Origin of the sequence: Nostoc sp. CCY0012 (assembly GCF_963920855.1) — a bacterium.
Lineage (GTDB): Bacteria > Cyanobacteriota > Cyanobacteriia > Cyanobacteriales > Nostocaceae > Cyanocohniella.
The window spans coordinates 58,094-80,894 of record NZ_CAWUDM010000019.1; the positions used below are offsets into that span (position 1 = coordinate 58,094).

20 protein-coding genes are annotated in these 22,801 nt (G+C 40.3%); 11 read left to right on the plus strand and 9 right to left on the minus strand.

What is annotated here, in order from left to right:
- Positions 1–30: 30 nt before the first annotated feature.
- Complete coding sequence (locus tag ACM0OS_RS07815) at positions 31–1,293, plus strand: SufS family cysteine desulfurase (protein WP_414542599.1); 1,263 nt, start codon at positions 31–33, stop codon at positions 1,291–1,293.
- A gap of 67 nt (positions 1,294–1,360) precedes the next feature.
- Here ACM0OS_RS07815 and ACM0OS_RS07820 read toward each other — a convergent pair whose 3' ends face one another.
- The gene (locus ACM0OS_RS07820; protein ID WP_414542600.1) at positions 1,361–1,918 is read right to left on the minus strand and encodes a phosphoribosyltransferase; all 558 of its coding nucleotides are present in this window, start codon (positions 1,916–1,918) and stop codon (positions 1,361–1,363) included.
- A gap of 59 nt (positions 1,919–1,977) precedes the next feature.
- Between ACM0OS_RS07820 and ACM0OS_RS07825 the strand changes: the two genes are divergently transcribed.
- Positions 1,978–3,423, plus strand: a complete 1,446-nt coding sequence (locus tag ACM0OS_RS07825; RefSeq protein ID WP_414542601.1) for an MFS transporter — start codon at positions 1,978–1,980, stop codon at positions 3,421–3,423.
- A 155-nt stretch (positions 3,424–3,578) separates the two neighbouring features.
- On the opposite strand, the gene ACM0OS_RS07830 is transcribed toward ACM0OS_RS07825, so the two are convergent.
- A complete protein-coding gene (locus ACM0OS_RS07830) occupies positions 3,579–3,977 on the minus strand; it encodes a hypothetical protein (RefSeq protein ID WP_414542602.1) in 399 nt (132 codons plus the stop codon).
- A gap of 1,083 nt (positions 3,978–5,060) precedes the next feature.
- Between ACM0OS_RS07830 and ACM0OS_RS07835 the strand changes: the two genes are divergently transcribed.
- Together ACM0OS_RS07835 and ACM0OS_RS07840 are read left to right on the plus strand one after the other, a co-directional pair.
- A complete protein-coding gene (locus tag ACM0OS_RS07835) occupies positions 5,061–5,741 on the plus strand; it encodes a HEAT repeat domain-containing protein (protein ID WP_414542603.1) in 681 nt (226 codons plus the stop codon).
- Positions 5,742–5,820: 79 nt separating this feature from the next.
- A complete protein-coding gene (locus ACM0OS_RS07840) occupies positions 5,821–6,393 on the plus strand; it encodes a phycobiliprotein lyase (RefSeq protein ID WP_414542621.1) in 573 nt (190 codons plus the stop codon).
- 98 nt (positions 6,394–6,491) lie between these two features.
- Here the strand turns inward: ACM0OS_RS07840 and ACM0OS_RS07845 are convergent, their stop codons facing one another.
- From ACM0OS_RS07845 to ACM0OS_RS07855, 3 genes are all read right to left on the minus strand, one after another.
- A complete protein-coding gene (locus ACM0OS_RS07845) occupies positions 6,492–7,763 on the minus strand; it encodes an NB-ARC domain-containing protein (RefSeq protein ID WP_414542604.1) in 1,272 nt (423 codons plus the stop codon).
- Between the two features lie 364 nt (positions 7,764–8,127).
- Entirely contained in the window at positions 8,128–8,349 is a 222-nt protein-coding gene (locus tag ACM0OS_RS07850) for a hypothetical protein (protein WP_414542605.1), read from the minus strand.
- Positions 8,350–8,724: 375 nt separating this feature from the next.
- Positions 8,725–10,344: an iron uptake porin gene (locus ACM0OS_RS07855; protein ID WP_414542606.1), complete on the minus strand. Its 1,620-nt coding sequence runs from the start codon at positions 10,342–10,344 to the stop codon at positions 8,725–8,727.
- Between the two features lie 291 nt (positions 10,345–10,635).
- Between ACM0OS_RS07855 and ACM0OS_RS07860 the strand changes: the two genes are divergently transcribed.
- Complete coding sequence (locus tag ACM0OS_RS07860) at positions 10,636–12,987, plus strand: tetratricopeptide repeat protein (RefSeq protein WP_414542607.1); 2,352 nt, start codon at positions 10,636–10,638, stop codon at positions 12,985–12,987.
- Between the two features lie 69 nt (positions 12,988–13,056).
- On the opposite strand, the gene ACM0OS_RS07865 is transcribed toward ACM0OS_RS07860, so the two are convergent.
- The 3 genes from ACM0OS_RS07865 to ACM0OS_RS07875 all read right to left on the minus strand — a co-directional run bounded on the left by ACM0OS_RS07865 (position 13,057) and on the right by ACM0OS_RS07875 (position 15,985).
- Positions 13,057–13,518 carry a hypothetical protein gene (locus ACM0OS_RS07865; protein WP_414542608.1) on the minus strand — a complete coding sequence of 154 codons (462 nt, stop codon included), beginning with the start codon at positions 13,516–13,518 and terminating at the stop codon, positions 13,057–13,059.
- A 180-nt stretch (positions 13,519–13,698) separates the two neighbouring features.
- Positions 13,699–14,307 (minus strand): hypothetical protein, encoded by a 609-nt coding sequence (locus ACM0OS_RS07870; RefSeq protein ID WP_414542609.1) that lies wholly within the window; start codon positions 14,305–14,307, stop codon positions 13,699–13,701.
- A 199-nt stretch (positions 14,308–14,506) separates the two neighbouring features.
- Positions 14,507–15,985: a site-2 protease family protein gene (locus ACM0OS_RS07875; RefSeq protein WP_414542610.1), complete on the minus strand. Its 1,479-nt coding sequence runs from the start codon at positions 15,983–15,985 to the stop codon at positions 14,507–14,509.
- Between the two features lie 188 nt (positions 15,986–16,173).
- On the opposite strand from ACM0OS_RS07875, the gene ACM0OS_RS07880 reads away from it, so the two are divergent.
- On the plus strand, positions 16,174–16,836 hold the full coding sequence (locus ACM0OS_RS07880; RefSeq protein ID WP_414542611.1) for an MBL fold metallo-hydrolase: 663 nt from the start codon (positions 16,174–16,176) through the stop codon (positions 16,834–16,836).
- 26 nt (positions 16,837–16,862) lie between these two features.
- Here ACM0OS_RS07880 and ctpA read toward each other — a convergent pair whose 3' ends face one another.
- Positions 16,863–18,116, minus strand: coding sequence for a carboxyl-terminal processing protease CtpA (ctpA, locus tag ACM0OS_RS07885; protein ID WP_414542612.1), 1,254 nt, complete (start codon positions 18,114–18,116; stop codon positions 16,863–16,865).
- 366 nt (positions 18,117–18,482) lie between these two features.
- Between ctpA and petB the strand changes: the two genes are divergently transcribed.
- The 5 genes from petB (at position 18,483) to ACM0OS_RS07910 (ending at position 22,674) form a co-directional block, all read left to right on the plus strand.
- The gene (petB, locus tag ACM0OS_RS07890) at positions 18,483–19,130 is read left to right on the plus strand and encodes a cytochrome b6 (protein WP_414542613.1); all 648 of its coding nucleotides are present in this window, start codon (positions 18,483–18,485) and stop codon (positions 19,128–19,130) included.
- A 241-nt stretch (positions 19,131–19,371) separates the two neighbouring features.
- The gene (gene petD / locus ACM0OS_RS07895) at positions 19,372–19,854 is read left to right on the plus strand and encodes a cytochrome b6-f complex subunit IV (protein WP_414542614.1); all 483 of its coding nucleotides are present in this window, start codon (positions 19,372–19,374) and stop codon (positions 19,852–19,854) included.
- A gap of 297 nt (positions 19,855–20,151) precedes the next feature.
- The gene (locus tag ACM0OS_RS07900) at positions 20,152–20,595 is read left to right on the plus strand and encodes an ATP-binding protein (RefSeq protein ID WP_414542615.1); all 444 of its coding nucleotides are present in this window, start codon (positions 20,152–20,154) and stop codon (positions 20,593–20,595) included.
- A gap of 416 nt (positions 20,596–21,011) precedes the next feature.
- Positions 21,012–22,175 (plus strand): glycosyltransferase, encoded by a 1,164-nt coding sequence (locus tag ACM0OS_RS07905; protein ID WP_414542616.1) that lies wholly within the window; start codon positions 21,012–21,014, stop codon positions 22,173–22,175.
- Positions 22,176–22,296: 121 nt separating this feature from the next.
- A complete protein-coding gene (locus ACM0OS_RS07910; RefSeq protein WP_414542617.1) occupies positions 22,297–22,674 on the plus strand; it encodes a hypothetical protein in 378 nt (125 codons plus the stop codon).
- Positions 22,675–22,801: the final 127 nt, after the last annotated feature.

A 22,801-nucleotide genomic window follows, 5' to 3' on the forward strand; every position in this document is an offset into this window, starting at 1 on the left:
TCATGACTCATGACTCATAACTAATTACCGATGACTTTCACCCCTACCAAAACCCTAGCTGATAAGGTGCGCGCTGACTTCCCCATACTGCATCAGGAAGTTAACGGTAAACCTTTGGTGTATCTGGATAATGCTGCTACCTCCCAGAAACCTTTGTTGGTGTTAAATACCCTGCGGGATTATTACGAACAATACAATGCCAATGTGCATCGCGGCGCGCATACTTTAAGTGCTAAAGCTACTGATGCTTATGAAGCAGCGCGAGACAAAGTTGCTAAATTTATCAATGCTGCATCACGCCAGGAAATTATCTACACCCGCAACGCAAGTGAAGCCATTAATCTGGTAGCTTACAGCTGGGGAATGAACAATTTGCAAGCGGGAGATGAAATTATTCTGTCGGTGATGGAACACCACAGTAATATTGTTCCCTGGCAATTTGTATCACAAAAAACGGGTGCGGTGTTGAAGTTTGTCGAACTTACACCAGAGAGAAGTTTTGATTTATCACAGTTCCAACAACTGATTTCTGACAAAACCAAATTGGTAGCAGTAGCTCATGTTTCTAATACTTTGGGTTGTATTAACCCAGTAGTAGAAATTACCAATATAGCTCACAGATACGGTGCGAAAGTATTAATTGATGCTTGCCAAAGTGTCCCTCATATGCCTGTGGATGTGCAGGAAATCGACTGTGATTGGTTGGTGGCATCTGGGCATAAAATGTGCGCCCCCACTGGCATCGGCTTTTTGTATGGCAAGTTAGAATTACTCGAATCTATGCCGCCATTTTTTGGTGGTGGTGAAATGATTGCCGATGTGTATTTAGATCATTCTACCTACGCAGAATTACCACATAAATTTGAAGCTGGTACCCCAGCCATTGCGGAAGCGATCGCTCTTGGTGCGGCGATAGATTATCTGAGTAATATTGGTATGGATAAAATCCACGCCTACGAAGCAGAGTTAACTGCTTATTTATTCCAGCAATTAGCACAAGTTCCCCAAATTCAAGTTTACGGGCCCAAACCAAATGCTCAAGGTGAGGGTAGAGCTGCTTTAGCTGCATTTACAGCCGCCGATGTCCACCCCAATGACTTATCTACATTATTAGATCAAGAAGGTGTGGCCATTCGTTCTGGACACCACTGCACTCAACCATTACACCGTTACTTGGATTTACCGGGAACCGCACGGGTAAGTTTATCTTTTTACAACACCCGCGAAGAAATTGATATTTTTATCAAAGCCCTGAAAGAAACTCTGGAGTTTTTCGCTGGTTTCATGGAGTGAATTGAGACTAGGACAGCTTGACACTCCTACAGCTAGAAATGTGTGGGAGTGTCAATAAAAGCTTATTTCATATTTTTGTGACATTATTTAACATAATTTGATTTATTTCCGTCAACTTACTGGTCTTTGCAGTTAATTCTGCCAGGTTCATCTGTTCGTAGTGTTCAAAAGGTTGGTGAATCCAGGGGTTATCGGGCAAATGATCGACATAATAATCAGGTGTAATGACGGAGCAGGCTTTATACCAGAGTACAGCACTGCGAATTTCGTCAACGACAAAATCACTATTTTGCTTTAACCAAGGGATAGTCTGTTGGAGTGTAATTCCAGAGTCCACCAAGTCATCCACTAGGAGAATACGCGTACCTAAATTTTCGGTTGTCATTGTTAAGTGGCGAGAAAAGGTTAAAGCTCCTCTTGTTTGCTGACCGGGGCCACTGTAAGATGATGTCGCTAAAATTGCCAGAGGCTGTTGGTATATACGGGAAAGAATATCTCCCACTCGCAGCCCCCCTCTAGCAAGACAGACAATTTGATTGAATTTCCAACCAGATTGGTAAATTTGAACCGCCAGGTGTTCAATTTTTTGGTGATAATCTGACCAAGAAACGTAAAGGTCTGGCATAAGAAAGGAGATTTGTAGGTGATACTAAAGTCAACATTTTAGTATGAGCGCAAGCTATTATGACCGACTCGGCAGATGACTTTGCCCAAATTACTCCTGAGAGTCAAAAACTAAATCTTAAAACAAAACTGGCTTACGGTGCGGGAGATTTAGGCCCAGCGATTACTGGCAATATTTCGATATTTTTTCTGTTGGTTTTCTTTACCAATGTTGCGGGGATTCCGCCTGGTTTGGCTGGCAGCGTTTTAATGATTGGTAAAATCTGGGATGCCATCAATGATCCGATTATTGGGGTGCTGTCAGATAGAACTAAATCTCGTCGCTGGGGTCGTCGTCTCCCTTGGATGTTATACGGAGCAATTCCTTTTGGCATTATCTTTTTCTTGCAGTGGATTGTACCGCAATTTAGTGCCGATCCGAGTACTAATGTTTGGCCATTATTTTGGTACTACGTGGTAGTTGGGTTAATGTCTCAGGTGTTTTACACCGTTGTCAGTTTGCCTTATACGGCAATGACTCCAGAATTAACTCAAGATTATGACGAACGCACAACTTTGAATAGCTTTCGCTTTGCTTTTTCCATTGGTGGCAGTATTTTATCTTTAATTTTGGCACAAGTGGTTTTTTCGACCATCGCCGATCGTCAGCAACAATATTTAGTTTTAGCCGCAATTTGTGCAGTAATTTCGGTTGTGGCTCTTTATTGTTGCATTTTTGGTGTCCGCGATCGCGTCTTAGCTTTTGAAGCCAAACGCAGCCAAGCCGCAGCAACTCCATCCATACCCTTCTTTGAACAACTCAAAATCGTTTTTACCAATCGGCCTTTTCTATTTGTTATCGGTATATATCTCTTTTCTTGGTTAGGGGTGCAGGTTACAGCCAGCATTATTCCCTATTTTGTCGTTAATTATATGCGTCTCCAAGATTCAGATGTCCCCTCAGTCATGATTGCAGTACAGGGGACTGCTTTACTTATGTTGTTTGTCTGGAGTGCTTTGAGCAAGAAAATTGGCAAAAGACCAGTTTATTTTATGGGCATGAGTTTATGGATAATAGCCGCCGGGGGACTATTTTTTCTCCAGCCTGGTCAAATCGGTTTAATGTATTTGATGGCTGTCATGGCAGGTTTTGGCGTATCTACTGCTTATCTAGTCCCCTGGTCGCTGATTCCAGATGTAATTGAATTAGATGAACTCCAAACTGGACAACGCCGAGAAGGAATTTTTTACGGCTTCATGGTATTACTACAAAAACTGGGTTTAGCTTTGGGATTGTTTTTAGTAGGTAACGCCTTGCAAGCATCTGGTTTTCAAGCAAATATACCAGGACAAACTACACTACCCATACAACCAGACTCGGCATTATTAGCTATTCGCCTTGCTGTTGGCCCTCTACCCACATTTTTCCTAATTTGTGGCTTATTTCTCACATATTTTTACCCAATTACCCGCGAGATGCACGCAGAAATTATGCTAAAACTCAAACAACGGCAAGAAAAAAATTAAGTTAAAAATATGGGTAATGGGGCATTAGACATCTCCAGAAATTAAATATGCGTTATCCCGAACTCTTGTAGAGAGATAGCACTGCTACGTCCGTAGATTCTTTTTCGGAGATGTCAATGATTGCCACTACCATAGAGACGACCGTTAAGTCATCCTTACTCACTACCAAGCTTATTTGCTGCTCGACAAACAATTTGCATAGAGGTAGCGTTAGCGTCAGCATTGCCAGGTTTGAGAACAATTTCTTTTTTAATTGTCTGATCACTGGTTAACTGCCCTGTGGAGTTATAGACAGCCAATCTTGTGACATAAAGCTTACCCTGATTACAAGCAGCTTGCAACGTCGTTTTCGCCACACCATCGCCATGTTTCTGTGAAAGAGTATACTCGGTTCCTTTCACAGATGCCAAATCAAGGATAATCGGATTGCCATAATTATCGGCTCCTACTTGAATATCCAAGGAAAAACCATTATCAGTAATTTCTGCATTTGCTGTGCTACCAATTGAAGCAATTATCACTGCAACTAAGATACTAATTTTTTTGAAAAACATACTTTTGAAAAAAAAGAAACTATATATTCTTCTTATTCCTATGAAGGTGCTTTATGGCGCGGTGATACCACTAAACTAATGATAATAATCGATACATACAAAAAAAATAATCCTAGTGAATTTATTGAGATAATATAATATTCAGACTCCAATTACAGCAATTCTCATGAGAAAAAATGGACTGATCGATATTTATTTATGTGCATAAAAAAATCCAGTACTTTTTTCAAGCCTGGATTTGAGAATATCAATGATGATTTATAAATTTATTATTCCCAATAATAGAGATTAAATATACAAAGTGGCACTCTTAATTAAAAAAAACTTTCTGAATTGCTGATTAAGTTAAATCAAGCACTCTCATAATACTTGAGAGAATATCTCATAACAAAAAAACCGTAGCTGGACTACTACGGTTCTTTAGAGTGGATTACTGAACTCTAACTCTATATCAAAAGCCGTTGTCTGATAACTTCAGCTTTTTACCTATATCTAATCTCTTTGTGAACTAACTCTAACCCCTTTATACATATTCGTCATCACTTACTTAAAGTACTTAGTTTAGTGAAATACTTAACTAAATAACCGTATTATTTGATGTATTTAGTGAATTTAAATTGGTCTTCATATCTTTCTTACGGTAAAAATACGCAATTCTTTTTGTCAAAAAATACTTTTTTGCTAGGAAAAAGCATGATCGATGTTATAAATATAACAATTATAAAATAAAAAAAATCAGTAAAAAATTGTTAATTTGAGGTACTAGTTTTTATACGGTGAAAAAAATAAGTACGTTAAGCTTATAGCCTGTCTTAAAATACTGCTAAAAAAACCCCGATATCCGGGGTAATATTTGCGGCAAGGTGTTTATAGTCTCACTGCATGAAATGTAAATAGCACAGCAATTATCAGGATTAAGGCAAATGGTACCCTGTTTAGCAGAGCCTTTTATCTTTCTTTATAGGTATATAGTCATCTACCAAAAGTATTAAGTAAGTTAACCACCTCTTCAGGGTTGATAGCTACAGCCTCATTCAAGAATCAGTTAAAGTAAAGATAAGTAAAGAAATTGCTGAGAATTAAATGGCTGCTCTACCCCTAGAGGAAATCTCTGCTCAGTTAGAAAGTCCAGACTTACGCGATCGCATGGTAGCCCTTGCCAGTTTGCGTCATATACCCCCTGAAGACGCAGTACCTTTAATTAAAAAGGTGTTGGATGATGAATCTCTGCAACTGCGATCGATGGCAATATTTGCCTTAGGAATTAAACCCACAGCAGAATGTTATTCAATTCTGGTCAAAATTTTAGAAAATGACCCAGACTACGGTATTCGTGCCGATGCTGCTGGTGCATTGGGATATTTAGGTGATACTAGAGCCTTTGAGGTACTGGCAAGGACATTTTATGAAGATACTGATTGGCTAGTACGTTTTAGCGCCGCCGTTTCCCTGGGTAATATTAAAGATCCACGCGCGCGGGAAATTCTCATTCAAGCCTTAGATAGCAAGGAAACAGTATTACAAGAAGCTGCTATCTCCGCACTAGGAGAAATTCAAGACATTGATTCTGTAGATAGTATCCTGCGCTTTGCCCAATCTGATGATTGGTTAGTAAGGCAACGTCTTGCAGAAGCCTTAGGAAATCTTCCTACTATTAAGACCATTTCCGCTTTAAAATATTTAGAAAAAGACAGCCATCCCAATGTAGCAGCAGCAGCGAGTATTTCCCTCAAAAGGCTTGAAGAACAAGGTTATCAAGCTTAATATCAACTTCTCCTGCTACCTTTTAATAAATTAAGTGGGATTTTTAGAGTTTTGATGCAGGGTAATTTCATTCATGAACATGAATATTGAAGAATTTTTTGAATTGAGTGCTGGTAAATGGTTTTCCCATCGCACTAGTCACCATTTGGCTTTTAAACAAGCAGAAGACGGTAAATCAGATATCGTTATTGAAACCCTCGCCGCTGATCATCCAGAGGTCATTAAACTGTGTCAACAGTACGAAATTGCGCCTCACTTAGCATCCTGTGGTGCTAGAGTTACCTGGAATGGCACGATGGAATGGGATGAAGAAAAACACAATGGATCTACCGTGTTAGTTTCAGTCCCCGATGCCGATAATCCACAAGAAGGCAAGTTACTCAGAGAAATGGGTTACGCCGAAAAAGCACCTGTTGCTGGAAGCTACAAGATGGGTAGCGATGGTGCTTTAACTCTCACCACAGAATATGAAACCATGTGGTCTGAAGAACGTTTATGGTTTGCCAGTCCCAATTTACGGATGCGAGTCAGTATCCTCAAGCGTTTTGGTGGCTTTAGCATGGCTTCCTTTACTTCGGAAATTCGCATGGGTGGTAGTCCGTCTGCGGCCAAGGTATCAGAGGCTGCTAATTCTACCTCTAGTTCTAGTTAGTGATTCCCTAAAGAAAGAGGACAGGGCGCAGGGAAGAATACTTTGGGCTAATACCACAAGGCGAACGTCAAAATTTCTCTCCCTGGTTTCCCCGTCCCTCACTGACAAACTGAAATCAATTGTGAAATATTCTGGTACGCATACCCTGGAGATAAGCCTTGATACTGCAAAAGAGATATCACTTGTGTCAATTCATCTTTTAATTGCTGTTGACTACCTAACTTAGCTACCAACATTTTTTGAATAGGTTTGACAATTCGCCGCATTTGTTCTTGATTTAGCTCCTCATCTTGCGGATTTTGTGTGATGAAACTATGGGTGATCAGCAGTTCAGAACCTTGAAGATTTTGATAATTTAATAAGTGTAGAATTTCCCGAAAAATTTCATGAACAAATCGCTCAGTGGTATACTTAAGTATGACTGGATCTAAAATATAAATGGTGGGAATATCTTCAACATTGTTGGATATAAATGAATGGCGTGCTATTAAATTATTTAATGTCTGAAATAATTGTTGATCCGATAAAAATTGCTCACTGTCATGTGATAACTGATTCCAGGTAGCTGAATTGCGCCTGATAGCTAACCAATAAATTAAATTGATTTCTATTTTTGCTAATCCTTGAAATTGCTCATCCAAGAATTTTGTAATCGCATCACCCACAAAAACTGACATATCAATAAATGGTGATATATCAGCAGAAAATACCCTCTTTACTTGTTGGGCAACTACTTTAATCATTAAGGGATTTCTATAACGCTGACTTAATTCAGCTAATTGCCTATCTGTACCAGACATACCTTCTGCCAAGAAAATTTGTCTAGCAGCTTCGGGTGTAATTTCTGTTAGTTTTTTGAAGCGAATTAATTTACCTTTTAAGATGTCAATATTATGGGTTAATTTTCTAGTCAGCAATAATAAACTGCTGCGGTGGGATTCTTGGGCAACTATTTCTACAAAGTTGTTATATTTGGTGTAATTTTCACTTTCATCTTCTATTAATTCTTCCCAACTATCTAGCACTATTAAGCATCTGTGACGATGTAAACACCGCATGATTGGCGCGATATCATCTGCTTCTTGTTCACCGTGAGTCAGAAACTGCATGAGTTTGAGTATAATTTCTGAAAATGGTGGTGCTGATGCTAAAGAGAGCCAAATTACATAATCATACTGGTGAATAATTTTATCTACTAAACGACGAGCTAAAGCACTTTTCCCAATTCCTCCCATACCATGCAAAATAACTAACTGACAGCGTTCTTGCGTCAGCCATTTTTGAAGTTCTGCTAATTCTTGAGTGCGACCATAAAAACTTGATATATCTGGCGCTTCGCTTAAATTTTTTTTTGCGGCTATCTGCGTCATTTTCTATAACATCTTCCCAGTCTAAATCTAAGACTTGGCAAAAAGCCCTAAAAGTATCAGCCTTAATGGGTTGCTTTGCGTCCCGAAAGCGTTTCCACGTCGCTGATGCTACTGCAAATGTGTAAGCATTATCCCAGTTTTGATGCGGCTCAAGAATTTTACTTGCTTCCCTGAGAAACATTTCATCCATATCCCAAGCCCTGTCAATTCTGCCTTGCTTGGCAATGATTTTATTTCTGGCTTGTTCAATTTTGTTGCTTCTAGATTCCCTAATCAACCGTTTTCCGCGTTCAGAAGCCTTGACAGTTCGCATGATATTTGAGACATAAATTTCCAGGGATTGCTAAAAATAGCCAAAAAATGATTATCTTTGTGGAGTATCTCTTTCTGGAGTATGCAGAAGAGTAAAACTATATTCATCACTGGCTCTATCGCTAGAATTTGCTTGGACTAAAATACCAATTCCTGTAGCTTGTTTGCGGTCATGAGACGAATTAAATTCAACGTTGGCATCAGTAGCACCTGGTGATGAAAATGAGTTATTTTTTAATACTTGGTATAATCCTTCACGGGTGTGGCACGTCACAAATCAACTAGTCAATACTTAGGTTTTTACTTAAAGTTACGCTTATTTCTCAGAATTTTCACTTACGTAATAATTCTGTACCATAGTCATGTTTTTTGCAATATCTAGTGAAATAGTCTTTTTTACCAGATGAATATTCTATGCATTCCATAGGTACAAGTCTATGACTACCCCTGTTAATGTGAACATTTGTACTAAGCAATTAATAAGGGTTTCAGTCTTGCACCCATAAAAATTTCAAAGCAAAAAATCAGATTTGCGCTCAAATTTAGGTTTCAGGGTTGTGGACACAACGTAAAATGAGGCTTATGAGTAGTACTTTATTGGTACACCTTAACAGGGGTAAAGTCTATGACTTATGCTGTAAATTTTTGTTTATATTTCTAGGGTAGTTCTAATAACTCCCAAAAAAATGTCCCCATTCTGGCTGTCGTGATTTGGTGCTGTCAGCCAAACCAAACCAGGAGTAATGCTAATTTTGGCATTAATTTGATACCGATAAAATCCTTCAAGGTGAAATCCAGTATCTGGGTCACGACGAGGTAAACCTGATAGAGATGCTGAAGTACTAGTCAATTTAGGCTGCATTCCTATAATAATTCCTCCCAAATTACCTGTTTTGCCCAAATTAGGAAAGGACAGAGTAACCGCCCAGTTCCAAATATCAGCATTACCTGTAACTTCTCCAGTTAGCACCCGTGCATTGGTATAGCCGGCCCATCCACCAAGTTGAAAACCACTACTAATTTTGACATTTGCTTGCACGCCATAGGAATTAGAAGCAACTTTTCTGCCTCCTAGGTTAGATGCTAAACTGCCAGTATTATGGGCTAAACCATCCTCGTTATAAGCATTAACGTAGCTAAAAGCAAATTTGGTATCTGGATCTTGACTATTGGGATAAAATATAATCTGCCCTAATGCACCATAGCCACTGTTAAACAAGCCACTCCGAGGGTTGTTGGCATTTTTCGCTAGATACATAGCCTCTGCTTTAATATTTTTATTCGGCCAATAAGTAAGTATGACACCCGTATCTCCACCTAAACGATAAATGGCATTGTATCGACCAAAGCGAGAGATTGTAGCATTGGCATCGCTTTGTAGAGGGTTAATAACATCCCCATCATCAAAGTAAGTATTAAAGCCTGTAGCTGCTAAAATTGATACTTGTTCGTTGAGCGGAAAACGATATTGCAACTTACTGAGTACCGCATTACTAGTTGTATCAGATTGGAAACCTACGCGAGCTTCATTTCCAGGTGCATGAGGATTAATCACATTACTCGCTTGAATACGGGCAAGTAACTCATCTTGTCCGATAAAGGTGGTTCTGAAATTGAGGCGCACTCGACTAGAAAATGTAAGATTGCTATCGTCTCCATCACCATTACTACTAGCATCCCCAAACGCATCTACAGCAGCCAAAATAAATTGACCATTGAGTTTTGTAGTTGTGGAAAATTGCTGTTGTTCTAGCTGTTCGGTACGTGCTTCTACAACATCAACTCTACTCTGTAAGGTAGCAATTTCCGCCGCAAATTCTTCTTGCAGCTTTTGTAAAGTTGCTAAATCTTCCTTGACAACTACGTTGTTAATATCAGCAGTAATACCTTGGTTAACTTTGTCTAAACAGGCGTTGAATGCAGCCGCAAACTCAAAGCGAGTTATGACGCGACTACCCCTAAAGCTGGCATCAGGGTATCCAGCAATACAACCATAACGCTCAACTAAAGACTGCAATGCTTGAAATGCCCAATCAGTCGGCTGCACATCAGCAAGCTGAGAAACTGAAGTAACTTGTACAGCATCTAGTTGTATATATTGATTAACTTTTTGCCAGTATTCAGTGCTGTTCTCTTCTGTCGTCACGTCTATTGAATTTTGACTAGATGATAAATTTCCAGCTTGAGCTTTAGCGATAGGCGTTAGTACAAAAATCAAAATCAAGGCAGGAGAAATTAAGCTGAGTGCAGCTTTAATAAAACTCAACATGTTGTTATCTGGATAATAATTTTCTGTGCAAAAAACTGAAATTTATTCTTAGGCAGTTGCTCAATACTTTGTTGAGTGCCTAATATTGCCTTTATATGAATTTACAGAGGCGCTTTGTTTTTAAAGTATCAGAAATATTGTTAATTTTGTAGCTATAATTTCAGCCAAATATTCAACATTTAAGTTCAAAATATTCAACATTTTCAGTTTTTTCGCTCAATTTGTTACAGGTATAAATTTATTCTAGAAATTAAGGTAAGCTCACTACCAGGACTTATTTCCAGTTGACAGATGGGCACTGAAAAAATATCGGAACTCATAAGAGTAGCAAATACTTTAGTTACCCCCAAAACAGGATTATCTTTAACAGATGTACAAAAGTCGATTCTAGAGCAGGTATTTACAGGTAAAAAGCTGAAAGAAATTCAGGTAACTGGATATTCTGACAGCACTGTACAGCGGGTGTTTTGTCCCAAGCTTTGGGAATTATTATCAGATGCTACAGGGCAAAAAATACGTATTAATACTGTAAAACTAGTATTAGAAAAATTACTACGAGAACCAAACTATCTTCAAAATGACACAGATAAAACTACTATCCCCATCGAACCGCCTTTAGTTTCTTCATCAATTCCTGCCAAACGCCCACGCCACAACTTACCTGCACCTAGTTGCACAACATTTGTTGGTCGAGAAGAAGAAATTGCCCGGTTGCTAGAATTACTGTCACCCAGGCATTCTGCACATTTAGTTAGCGTTGATGGTATTGGTGGTGTGGGTAAAACAACTCTTGTTCTTCAAGCTGCTTATCTTTGTGTGGATGCCAGCAAAAATAACGAAGGTTTTCTTGGTGTACCTACTTTTGATACTATTATTTTTACTTCAGCTAAAGAATTTTATCTAACTTCCTCTGGTTTTTTACCAAGTTTAGCTCCCAGAAGAACTTTACGTGATATCTTTCAACAAATTGCTCGGTTATTAAATGAATTAGATATTACAGGGGTTAGTTTTGAAGAGCAATTAGATTTAATTAAAGAAGCTCTTTCCTGTCAGCAGACATTGTTAATTGTAGATAATTTGGAGACGGTGGATAATCAGCAGGATGTGTTGGCCTTTTTGTATGAATTACCACCAACCGTTAAGGCAGTAATTACTACCCGTGAACAAATTGTGTTTGTACCTGTGCGTTTAACATCTATGCCAGAATCAGATGGCATTTGTTTAATTAAGCACGAAGCCCAAGAAAAGGGAGTACATCTCACACACCAAGCTATTCAAGCACTTTACAAAGTTACAGGAGGTATTCCAGTCGCCATTAGCTATGCCATAGGTCAATTATATAACGGTTATCCTATTCAGGAAGTTTTGGGACAAGTCTCTGAATCTAGGGGAGACGTGGCACGTTTTTGCTTTGAGAATTCCGTAAAACCACTGATAGGAAAATCAGCTCACAAGTTACTTATGGCACTAGCGTTATTTCCCATACCTGCTTTACAGGATGCTTTGGTGCAAGTTGCAGTGTCCGAAATGAATTTGCATACCACAAGTGCTGACTTAGCTAGATTGCGGGGACTTTCGTTAGTTAGACAAGAGAATAATCGCTATAGTATGCTACCACTCACCCGCGAGTATGCCCTTGCCGAACTGAAGAATCACCCTGACTTTGAATTAGAAGCAAGGGAGAGGTGGATTCAATGGTACTTACACTTTTCCCAGAGGTATATCGGACAGGATGCTAAAGGATGGCAAGGACAATTTGATGGTTTGGAGGAAGAGTGGCAAAATTTACAAGCTGCTATTGAGTGGTGTGTAATCGAGGGTCGATATGCTGAGATGTTAAATTTCTGGCAAAATATTGAAGCCTATACATATATGATGGGTAGGCGAGAAAGTCGCTTACGATACTGGGAAGAACGTCTAACTTGGACAGCCTGGTTAATTTCCGCAGCCGAACAACGTGGGGACTGGTCAGTCTTAGCACAAGTGATGGTTCACCGGGGTTGGACGCTGACATCGATGGGAAAGCCGCAGCAATTAGAAGAAGCAGACAAACTATTTACTAAGGCTTGGGAGTTACGTCACCATCAAGAAGCTTTATTTAGATTGACGTTGGCCAGAAATATTGCAGTTTTACGCATTCAACAGCAAAGATTAGACGAGGCACAGATTTGGCTAATACAAGCACAAGAAATACTGGCACTGGCACAAAAAAAACTAGATGAACAGCAGCGATCGCGGCAGTTAGTGCAAATTCGATATTATCAAGGTGAGATTTTATTTAAAAATAAAAAATATACGCAAGCCAAAATAATATTTCAAGAAACTTTAGAAATTGCACAATCGATGAACTGGATACGTGCCATTTTCTGTACGCAAAATTGGCTGGCTGATATTGCCATCAAACAATCCAGACTAGATGAAGCGGAACGACTGCTAACAGAAGGATTACGTGTAGCCGAAGCTAATGAAGACAAAAGCCGCGCTGCATTTTGTCAGCGCTCATTAACCTCTCTAGCTAAGGCACAAGGGAAGTTAGTAGATGCTCATTATTGGGCAACTAAAGCATTAGAGAATTTTGAGAAACTGGGGATGCTACCAGAAGTTGAAGAAACTCAAAATTTGCTGCGATCGCTTGATATATAAGTATTACATACCCTACTATTTAAAGATGTAGGGTATCTAGTTTATAAAAATATTTTATTAGCAAATAAACTATGTACACCCCAACAGAATTTCACAACAAGCCGCTGGAGAATTACCCATAGTATTTTGCCCATAATTTAGCTCGAATAGTTCTTGAGTTTGAGCAAAAGCTAATTGCCATTCTAAACGTTCTGCCTCTCCCATAACTCCAAAATCCGGAATATGTTGCAAGCATGTATTAAAGAGATACAGGCAGTCTTGCTCAAATTGCTGAAGATTAGCCATATGTGCGTGTAAAACTACATCAATTTGTTGATTAGGAACCATTCTGATATCAGGATATTTTTGGATTAAAAATAAAAATAGAATATACTGACGTATTGCCAACAATACTTGTATTGTATTCATTTTTTGCCTCGCTTCAGATTTAATAATTCTGAAAAATATGGCTGCCCAATCAATCATTCTAAATGTATCGAGATTTTTTTTATTGCCAATATATTTCCAAGGATTCCAGGGTAATATGTGCATAAACTTTAATTCATGATTTAGAAAAAACATTAACTTTTATTTACTGCTAATTAAACTTGATTTGAGTGTTTTACTTAGGTTGTATGTAAATAAACAAAAGTTATTTATTGGTATGAAATAACTAAAATTGCTTACTTTTTAGCAAGAGATATATAAAACTAATTTGTGTTTTATATACAATTAATAAAAATTCAGGTTTGAATAAGGGATTCGCTCAGGATAAACCCGAAAAGAGTCGAAGAAATCCACAGATTCTGTAGTTAACTCATCTTTTGTTACAGTTCCCATAAAGTAAAGACGCTGATTAACCACAAATGCGCGATATTGTCCCAGAGTCCCATCAGAATGCTGTATCAGTAACTGTAAGCCTGGATGTTTATTAATTACCAGATTAGTAGTTTGAATAATTTTGCCTTGGCGACCAATAGTTTCCCTCATTGCAGTTCGTAACACTTGCCGCAACTGGGGAATAGGTATACTAGAAGCTTGTGGAAAGTTTCTGTGTATAATGGTGTACACCCGTTGATTAGCACTGATAGATGTCAGTTGATCAAGGGTATTTTTGATAACTTCCCCTGGCATAAAAATTTGAAAATCACGCTCTGGCCCCCAATATGTATTATCTTCTGCGATTAAAATAGGCTGTTTGGGGGCTTGGATTCTAGTATTACTAGATACCAAATTTAGGACAGACTTTGATGAATTCACTAATGCTAATGCTTGACTTTGCGTACTAATAGCAATGAAAACAGAAGCCGCAGCAATAGTTAAAGGATGTGTAAGCACCATAAATTTATCTCCTTCTGGATGTTAAATTTACATCTCTTCTCTGAACCACAATTAAGGATTTACCATGAAATAAAAAGTCTCTTCAACCCTCAGTTTTGGCTCAGAAAAAGTTCATTTAATCATCAGAAAGGAGTGGATAGAGGTGGTGAAGAAAGATGTCTTACAAACCTAAAGTCTTCCCCGTTTCCTTTTCCTTTATTTACATTTGTAAGAAGTTAGCGATCGCCTGCGGTACTGGCAGCACAATAATTACCAGCAGTGCCATTGCCATCAATCCTAAAATGTCACGACCATTATCTAATTCGGTGACATCGTTTAAGGCGGGTTCATCAATCAAGGGGATGAATAATAAAATAATCGCCCAGATAAAAAATCCTGACTGGACTAAAGAAAGCAGTAGCAGTAACAAGCGGGAAATTTGACCGATAACCATTGCGGTTCTCTGTCCAAACATGGCATGGACAATATGACCCCCATCGAGTTGTCCCACAGGCATCAAATTCAAAGCTGTGACAATTAGTCCCAGAAAACCAGCAATTGCTATAGGATGCAGGTTGATAGCAGATTGTGCTGTTAATTCGCTCCCTAATGCTAACTTCGCCAGCAGTGCCAATAAAATTGAATATTTGGGGTTGAGTGCTTCAGGATTCAACAATGCTGTTTGATCAGTCATGGGAACCACCTCCGAATTAGCCAAACCCCAGATTAAAAACGGTAATGTGATCACAAAACCTGCAATAGGCCCAGCGATACTCACATCAAATAAAGCTTTCCGGTTGGGTATGGGACTACGCATTTGAATAAATGCGCCAAAAGTGCCTAAGAAAAATGGCAGAGGGATAAAATAAGGCAGGGTTGTGCGAATTTTGTAATGCCGAGCGGTCATATAATGACCAAGTTCGTGGATACCTAAAATAGTCATCAACCCTAAAGCATAGGGTAAGCCCTGTAACAAAATACTTGGTTGAGAGACAAATTCTTGTGGTTGAAAACCGGCGAGTGTTGACCCTACAAAAGTAGTTGTCAGTAAAGTAGCGAATAGTAAAAATAAAGCTAATCCTGGACGTGTTAACCGTTCTGGCTTAGTGGCATTGGCATTTTTAGCAGCTTGAGCGTTAGGAACCAGCACAAAGAAAGGTTTACCATTAAAACCTTCTTGAAAGATGAGCAAGAAGCGATCGCCAAATTGTGCTTCGATATTAGCCTTAATCTGCTGATAAGCCTTAGTAGGGGTAGTTCTGATCTGACCACGACAGACAACAGCCTGGGGTCTGTACTCAATGTTTTGGATGTAGTAAACAGACCAGGGAAAACAATTTCGTAGTTGGGTTTCTTCCGTTGGTTCAATGGGACGCACTGTTACTGCTTCTGCGGTAGGATGGATAGCCGACTGTGGTTCAATAGCTGGGGGTTCCGTTTGTGGATCTTTTGGCGCTCGACGGCCCCATTGAAACAACAGCCAGTATAACAGAAGGCAGATAATTGACGGCCAAATGATCAGTGCTGCCGGCGGGGGTGGTTGTGTCCCATACCTTATCGTCCACCCGCTTAATATCAATGCTGGTGTCATTAACACCAACCACAACAACCAGACTGGTGTCCGGGTGATGTTAGCGACACTGCGCTGCACCATTAGATAAGTAGCTAGTCCCAATAGGAGGAGAAACCAAGATGTCATTTGCTCTTCAGTAATTTTAAAAATATGTCCCACCAGCGTGTCGGTACCACAGCCTTCACTACTAGACAGACTCTAAACCCCAATTTGTCTACAACGGTTAACAGAACTTATTAAGTCTCAAATGTAAATTCTTAAGAAGTTCAACTCTGTCACCCAATTTTTACCACTCCTCAGTTCGGTTTTTGCTCATGTGTCCCTTACCTCAACAGCCAAGTCAGATAGCCAAGCCACCACGTCCAGTACTAGATAGTATCTTTGCCTTTCCGCCAAATCGAGACACATTAGGGGGAACCTCTTACCTTATTGTAGGAAATGAAGGCAATATCCTCATCGATTCCCCGGCTTTAGATCAAACAAATCAAGATTTTTTGCGATCGCATGGCGGCGTGCGTTGGCTATTTCTCACTCATAGAGGTGCTATTGGTAAAACTTCAGAAATTCAACAAATCTTTAGCTCCGAAGTTCTCATTCAAGAGCAAGAAGCTTATTTATTACCTGGATTAACTGTAACCACCTTTACCCAAAATTTTACACTCACGGCTACAACACAAGTAATTTGGACACCGGGGCATTCTCCCGGTTCATCTTGTCTCTACTACAGTAAACAGGGAGGTGTGCTGTTTTCTGGTCGCCATTTAGTCCCCAATCACCAAGGAGAACCAGTACTACAGCGGACAGCAAAAACATTTCACTGGCCAAGACAAATTAAAAGTCTTCAATTACTACAAGCACGCTTCACCCCAGAAACCCTACAGTACATCTGTCCAGGCGCTAACACAGGCTTCCTCAGAGGCAAACGTTTCATAGAGAATGCTTATCAGGGACTTGTGAGTGCTGAGGTAGAGAGATGAGGAAAAAACTCCCCACTCCCTACGCCCTACTCCCTACTTCCCACTCCCGCCAATACAGAATTTGTCTTTAACAATTCCAATGCTCCTTGATATTGCACATCGGCGTTGGTGGCAATTTGTTCGCGGGTAATTGATTCTTGGGCAATTACTTTATCTGGCTTAATACCTAATTTGTTGATATCCCGATGATTAGGTGTTTCGTACTTAGCAATTGTGACTGCCAAGCCAGAACCGTCTGATAATTCAAACAAAGACTGGATTAAGCCTTTACCAAAGGTAGTTTCCCCTACTAGCTGGGCGCGACCATTGTCTTGTAGGGCCCCAGCAAGAATTTCACTAGCGCTGGCGGTTCCTTGATTGACTAAAATTACTAATGGATCATCTGTCAAGGCAGGGCCAAATGATTCAAAACTGCCCTGAATACCTTGGCGATTGACCGTGTAAACAATGGTACCGGAATTTAACCACAGGCGGGCAATTTCTACTCCTGATTGTAATAACCCACCGGGATTATTTCGCAAATCTAAAATATAGGCAGCAGCGCCTTTTTTCTCTAAACTAGAAATAGCATGTGCTAATTCTGTAGAAGCGTTAGCGTTAAATTGAGTTAAGCGCAGGTAGCCAATGGGTGTTCCTTGGGAAGAAAAACGCAAGTCAGACACCACAGGGTTAAGCTCAATGCGATCGCGCACTATTCTCACTTCTTTTTCCCCTACCCCATCTCGTTCAATCAACAGGGTAACTAGACTACCAACGGGGCCCCGCATCCTAGTTGCTGCTTCGTCGAGGGTCAAATCTTCTGTGGAAATGCCTTCGATTTTGAGAATGCGATCGCGTGGTTTAATTCCGGCTTTATCTGCTGGTGAATCCACAATGGGTGACACTACTTCTAGCCTTCCAGTCTCCGGATTCAGGGCAATTTGTAAACCCACCCCAGTCAGTTCACCCGACGTATTGACTTGCAAACTCCGGTACTGCTCCGGGTCTAAAAAGCGGGTAAAAGGGTCGCCCAAAGACTTCAGCATATTCTGAATTGCTGCATAAGCTGCTTGATTGTTTTTCAGCGGCTTCTCTAATGCCTTTTGCCTCGCCGCCGACCAATTTTGATGGTTAAACGTCTCATCTAAATAAGTACGATTGACAATTCGCCAAACTTCTGAAACTAGCTTTTGCTCATCCGTCAAAGCTACTGCTGGTTGGATGAGGGCGCCCAACGCCAACCAAAATGCCATTAGCAGTGAAAATCCTAACCGAAAAACCTGTTTGTGCATGAACCCCATTTTCTATTTCACCTGATCCCAAATTGCTGAAAACTGCCCGTTTACCTCGTTATTGATGAAATCTATATCTCAACTATGTTACTTTTTTTATAGAAGTGGTGCATTGCTCTCATCAACTTGTCAAGACAACTGATGCGGTGTATTCCACTCAGCAAACGATAAGATCTACTTGGTGTCCAGCATTTTTTGTGTTGGCTTGCAAAGAGAACGCAATATATTCCATATTTACAGAGTGTTAAGTTTCTGAAAACTCTTATCACTTTGAAGGCTCCAAAGCAAACGAACTAACTCCCTTTTGTGAAAATCCCAAAATTGCTAATTGGGAGATTGATCAACCGCAACCGATTTTTAGGAACTTGAGATTGTATGGCCAACGTTTACGACTGGTTCGAGGAGCGCTTGGAGATTCAGGCGCTAGCTGAGGATGTCACTAGCAAGTACGTCCCTCCCCATGTAAATATCTTTTATTGCCTGGGCGGCATTACCCTAACTTGCTTTCTCATCCAGTTCGCCACTGGATTTGCCATGACGTTCTACTACAAGCCAACTGTAGCTGAAGCTTACTCTTCAGTAGAGTACATCATGAATGAGGTGAGCTTCGGTTGGCTAATCCGCTCCATTCACCGCTGGTCTGCCAGCATGATGGTGTTAATGATGATTTTGCACACCTTCCGGGTGTACCTCACAGGAGGCTTCAAAAAGCCCCGCGAATTGACCTGGGTAAGTGGTGTCATCCTAGCTGTAATCACTGTTTCTTTTGGTGTTACAGGTTACTCCCTACCTTGGGATCAAGTAGGTTACTGGGCTGTAAAAATCGTTAGCGGCGTACCAGAAGCAATTCCCGTAGTTGGCGTTTTGATTTCTGATATGTTGCGCGGTGGTTCTAGTGTTGGTCAAGCTACATTGACTCGCTACTACAGCGCTCACACCTTTGTACTACCTTGGTTAATTGCAGTCTTCATGCTGTTCCACTTCTTGATGATCCGCAAACAAGGTATTTCCGGACCTTTGTAATCTAAATTCAGCCAAAATGCGAAAAGGCAACAGCTTTCAGTTTGCAGATTCAGTTGTTTGTTTTAAACTTATGAGAAATCAGAAAAAAATCACTCATAAGCGACAATAAAAACAAAGGCTGTATTTTAAGCTGAAAGCTGTAGACCCCCTCCAAGCGGCTTGCCGCAGTCCAGGGTTGCCTCATAGCTGATGGCTTCCACAAATGCTTTAACTGAATTTGAGCAGGAGAGCGCATTCAAACATGGCAACGCAAAAAAAACCCGATCTGAGCGATCCTCAGTTAAGAGCCAAACTCGCCAAAGGCATGGGTCATAACTACTATGGCGAACCCGCTTGGCCTAATGACCTATTGTATGTATTCCCCATTGTGATTATGGGTTCCTTCGCGTGTATTGTGGCTCTAGCTGTACTAGATCCTGCAATGACAGGTGAACCAGCAAATCCTTTTGCTACACCACTGGAAATTTTGCCGGAGTGGTATTTGTATCCTGTATTCCAGATTTTGCGATCGCTTCCTAACAAACTTTTAGGAGTGCTAGCAATGGCCTCAGTGCCTTTGGGATTAATCCTCGTTCCCTTCATTGAGAACGTCAATAAATTCCAAAATCCCTTCCGTCGTCCAGTTGCAACTACAGTATTCCTCTTTGGCACTCTTGTCACCCTGTGGTTGGGTATTGGTGCTGCCCTCCCATTAGATAAATCTCTGACTTTGGGATTATTCTAATTTAGTTAACACCAAGCCTTTGACGCCTGTAGTTTCTAGAGCATCTACCGAATTTAGTAGTTATGGGGAGGGTTTTCCTCCTGGCAACTGCTGACGCAATCACCCAGGAAGTGTTCTTGGAAAGCTGCTCATACTTTTGGCAGATGTACTTTTGCGACTTACAGGCGTCAATTTTATTCATCCAGGTAGCATCTGGGATTTTTAGTTTTGGTAAAAAACAAGATTCCCAAATCTAAAATCGCCAAAATACGACCAATATAGACATCTTTTACTCATCTTATATTCAAGTCAAGGTCAATGCTTAGCATAGTGCAGCACGACCATCTGACGGTGAAGAGCGAACTTAAGCTCCTAAACTACGTACAACAATGGTTTGAGCAATTTTGTTTACAATATCTATCTCAACTTGGCTGGTCAGAAAGCCAACTTTATCGCCTTAATTTAGCATTAGCAGAGGGTTTTACCAACGCAGTCCGTCATGCTCATCGTGCTTTACCACCGGAAACTACCATCGAAATTGAAGTTAGCCTGTGGATTAATAGACTAGAGATGAGAATTTGGGATCATGGAAAACCGTTTAATCCCGATGCCATCGCCGAGCCACAACCAGGCACTCTGCAAGTTGGGGGATATGGATGGTTTCTCCTGCGACGATTGGCTGACCATGTTGTCTACGAACGCAGCGCAGATGGGAGAAATTGTTTACTGATCGTTAAATATGCTAAAGAAGGTAAAAATTAGAAAGAATGCCATAACCATGACAAAGCGACTTCAGCCCTGAGGTAATTTTTGTTATTTGTATAAACATTTTATAGAGATTTTGCTAGAGACGGGGCTGAAGCTATGAGACGAATACGAAAAATTAATTAACCAGCAGAATATAGTACTGGGATCAATAAATTTTACATGGGATGAGAATAGAAAAGATTTGTAATTATCAATGCTAAAGTCCTCTAAGCAGAAAAACGTCCAGCAGTAGTTCATCCCTGCAAAGTTAAAAAACCTGCTTTGGGAACTTCAATTTCGTTCTGAGGAACTATTAGAGAAATTGGTACCAGCAGATATAGAGCGATGGCACAATGGAATACTCGCCTAACTTGCGTCTTAGCTCATTTACACCTGCATCTGTACCCTCTCTCGGAGTATAAAAAACATAAATGTTGATTGATACAGTGGGAGAAAACCTCAATTTAGCCGAAAAAGTTCATGGAGCAGCTAACCACGTCTTCGTGTTCTTAGAAATTTTTGCCCGAGAAGGTGGTATTCAATCTTATGTCAAAGATATTTTTCGTGCATATTCAGAGTTGAAACCAGGTTGTAGAGCCGAAGTTTTTTTATTGCGAGATAGTTCTCACTGCTCAAATCCTTTTGAATCTGATAATTTAAAATTCCATTACTTTCAGAATCAGTTCTCCCAAATAGGAAGGCTGACAATGGCAGTGGCTTTACTCAAGTTTCTCGTGTACAAACGTCCCCAGCACGTTTTCTGCGGACATATTAACTTGGCAGTACTGATTCAAACTCTTTGTCAGCCGTTGGGGATTCCCTACACCGTACTTACATATGGCAAGGAAGTGTGGGAACCACTCAAAAAGCAGGAACAACGCGCACTAGCATCAGCAAATAGTATCTGGACTATTAGTCGCTACAGCCGAGATCGCGCTTGCGCCGCCAATGGTCTAGATCCTCAAAAAATAAAGATGTTAGCTTGTGCCATTGATAGCAATAAATTTATTCCTGGATCTAAACAGCCAGAATTAGTCGAGAAATATGGATTAGATAGTACAAAAGTATTAATGACTGTGGCGCGACTATGGTCAGGAGATATTTACAAAGGTGTAGATGTAACTATTCGCGCACTACCTCAAATAGCTAAAGTTTTCCCAGAAATTAAATATTTAGTAATTGGTCGCGGCGATGACCAACCCCGATTAGCCCAGCTAGCAAAAGATTTAGGTGTGAGCGATCGCGTGGTTTTTGCAGGTTTTGTGCCTACAGAAGAGTTAATGGCACACTATCGCCTTGCCGATGCCTACATTATGCCCTCTCAAGAAGGCTTTGGCATTGTTTATTTAGAGGCGATGACTTGTGGTGTGCCGGTGTTATCCGGTGATGATGATGGTTCTGCTGACCCCTTGCAGGATGGTAAACTAGGATGGCGAGTACCACATCGTGATCCAGAAGCAGTAGCAAAAGCTTGTATAGAAATTCTCCAAGGGAATGATCAACGTTGTGATGGACAATGGCTGAGAGAACAAGCGATCGCTGTTTTTGGTATGGAAGCCTTTCAACAGCGACTACAAGAACTGCTTTTATCCTGAGTCGTAAGCAGATAGTCCCAAAGCTTGAGTAATATTTCTTGACTTTTGGTAATTGAATTTTGGCTTTTGACTCTCAACTAAACTCGCTATCCTAGAAGAAGAGCAAGACAATATTTAAAAAATGAGCCTTAAATCTTTGCAATTGAGTCTTGAAAATCTTCGCCCTTGGCTCACAGTGTTAGCCGTTTTCTGGTTGCTGGCGTCATTAGGCTTAGGCTGGTTGGTGAATTCGTTGCTAATTATCGTTGGCTTCTTCATGTTGACACCCGTTGTCGCCTTCTTTGGATTTCGCTGGTGGCTGCAACGCAATTTAGTGACTGATCAATGTCCTGTTTGTAATTACGAATTTACAGGCTTAAATAACAGTCAATTGCAGTGTCCGAATTGTGGAGAAGCACTGTCAGTAAAACAAGGACATTTTCAGCGCTTCACACCAGAAGGCACAATTGATGTTACAGCTATTGAAATACCAACTAAATCACTGGAAGAGAAAAGTTAACGTTAATGTATCAGTATAATTACTAAAACAATAGCTAGCGATCGCTTTAAAATTGTATGTAGGCGGATAAGCGATCGCCTTTGGCTAGGTCAATATAAATATGTTGTGCGATCACACTTAGCTAAGT

Bases quoted from the DNA above. Each gene is read 5' to 3' on its own strand.
- ACM0OS_RS07815 (WP_414542599.1), top strand. From the start codon at position 31: ATGACTTTCACCCCTACCAAAACCCTAGCTGATAAGGTGCGCGCTGAC.
- ACM0OS_RS07820 (WP_414542600.1), bottom strand. From the start codon at position 1,918: ATGCCAGACCTTTACGTTTCTTGGTCAGATTATCACCAAAAAATTGAA.
- ACM0OS_RS07825 (WP_414542601.1), top strand. From the start codon at position 1,978: ATGACCGACTCGGCAGATGACTTTGCCCAAATTACTCCTGAGAGTCAA.
- ACM0OS_RS07830 (WP_414542602.1), bottom strand. From the start codon at position 3,977: ATGTTTTTCAAAAAAATTAGTATCTTAGTTGCAGTGATAATTGCTTCA.
- ACM0OS_RS07835 (WP_414542603.1), top strand. From the start codon at position 5,061: ATGGCTGCTCTACCCCTAGAGGAAATCTCTGCTCAGTTAGAAAGTCCA.
- ACM0OS_RS07840 (WP_414542621.1), top strand. From the start codon at position 5,821: ATGAATATTGAAGAATTTTTTGAATTGAGTGCTGGTAAATGGTTTTCC.
- ACM0OS_RS07845 (WP_414542604.1), bottom strand. From the start codon at position 7,763: ATGACGCAGATAGCCGCAAAAAAAAATTTAAGCGAAGCGCCAGATATA.
- ACM0OS_RS07855 (WP_414542606.1), bottom strand. From the start codon at position 10,344: ATGTTGAGTTTTATTAAAGCTGCACTCAGCTTAATTTCTCCTGCCTTG.
- ACM0OS_RS07860 (WP_414542607.1), top strand. From the start codon at position 10,636: ATGGGCACTGAAAAAATATCGGAACTCATAAGAGTAGCAAATACTTTA.
- ACM0OS_RS07865 (WP_414542608.1), bottom strand. From the start codon at position 13,518: ATGCACATATTACCCTGGAATCCTTGGAAATATATTGGCAATAAAAAA.
- ACM0OS_RS07870 (WP_414542609.1), bottom strand. From the start codon at position 14,307: ATGGTGCTTACACATCCTTTAACTATTGCTGCGGCTTCTGTTTTCATT.
- ACM0OS_RS07875 (WP_414542610.1), bottom strand. From the start codon at position 15,985: ATGACATCTTGGTTTCTCCTCCTATTGGGACTAGCTACTTATCTAATG.
- ACM0OS_RS07880 (WP_414542611.1), top strand. From the start codon at position 16,174: ATGTGTCCCTTACCTCAACAGCCAAGTCAGATAGCCAAGCCACCACGT.
- ctpA (WP_414542612.1), bottom strand. From the start codon at position 18,116: ATGGGGTTCATGCACAAACAGGTTTTTCGGTTAGGATTTTCACTGCTA.
- petB (WP_414542613.1), top strand. From the start codon at position 18,483: ATGGCCAACGTTTACGACTGGTTCGAGGAGCGCTTGGAGATTCAGGCG.
- petD (WP_414542614.1), top strand. From the start codon at position 19,372: ATGGCAACGCAAAAAAAACCCGATCTGAGCGATCCTCAGTTAAGAGCC.
- ACM0OS_RS07900 (WP_414542615.1), top strand. From the start codon at position 20,152: ATGCTTAGCATAGTGCAGCACGACCATCTGACGGTGAAGAGCGAACTT.
- ACM0OS_RS07905 (WP_414542616.1), top strand. From the start codon at position 21,012: ATGTTGATTGATACAGTGGGAGAAAACCTCAATTTAGCCGAAAAAGTT.
- ACM0OS_RS07910 (WP_414542617.1), top strand. From the start codon at position 22,297: ATGAGCCTTAAATCTTTGCAATTGAGTCTTGAAAATCTTCGCCCTTGG.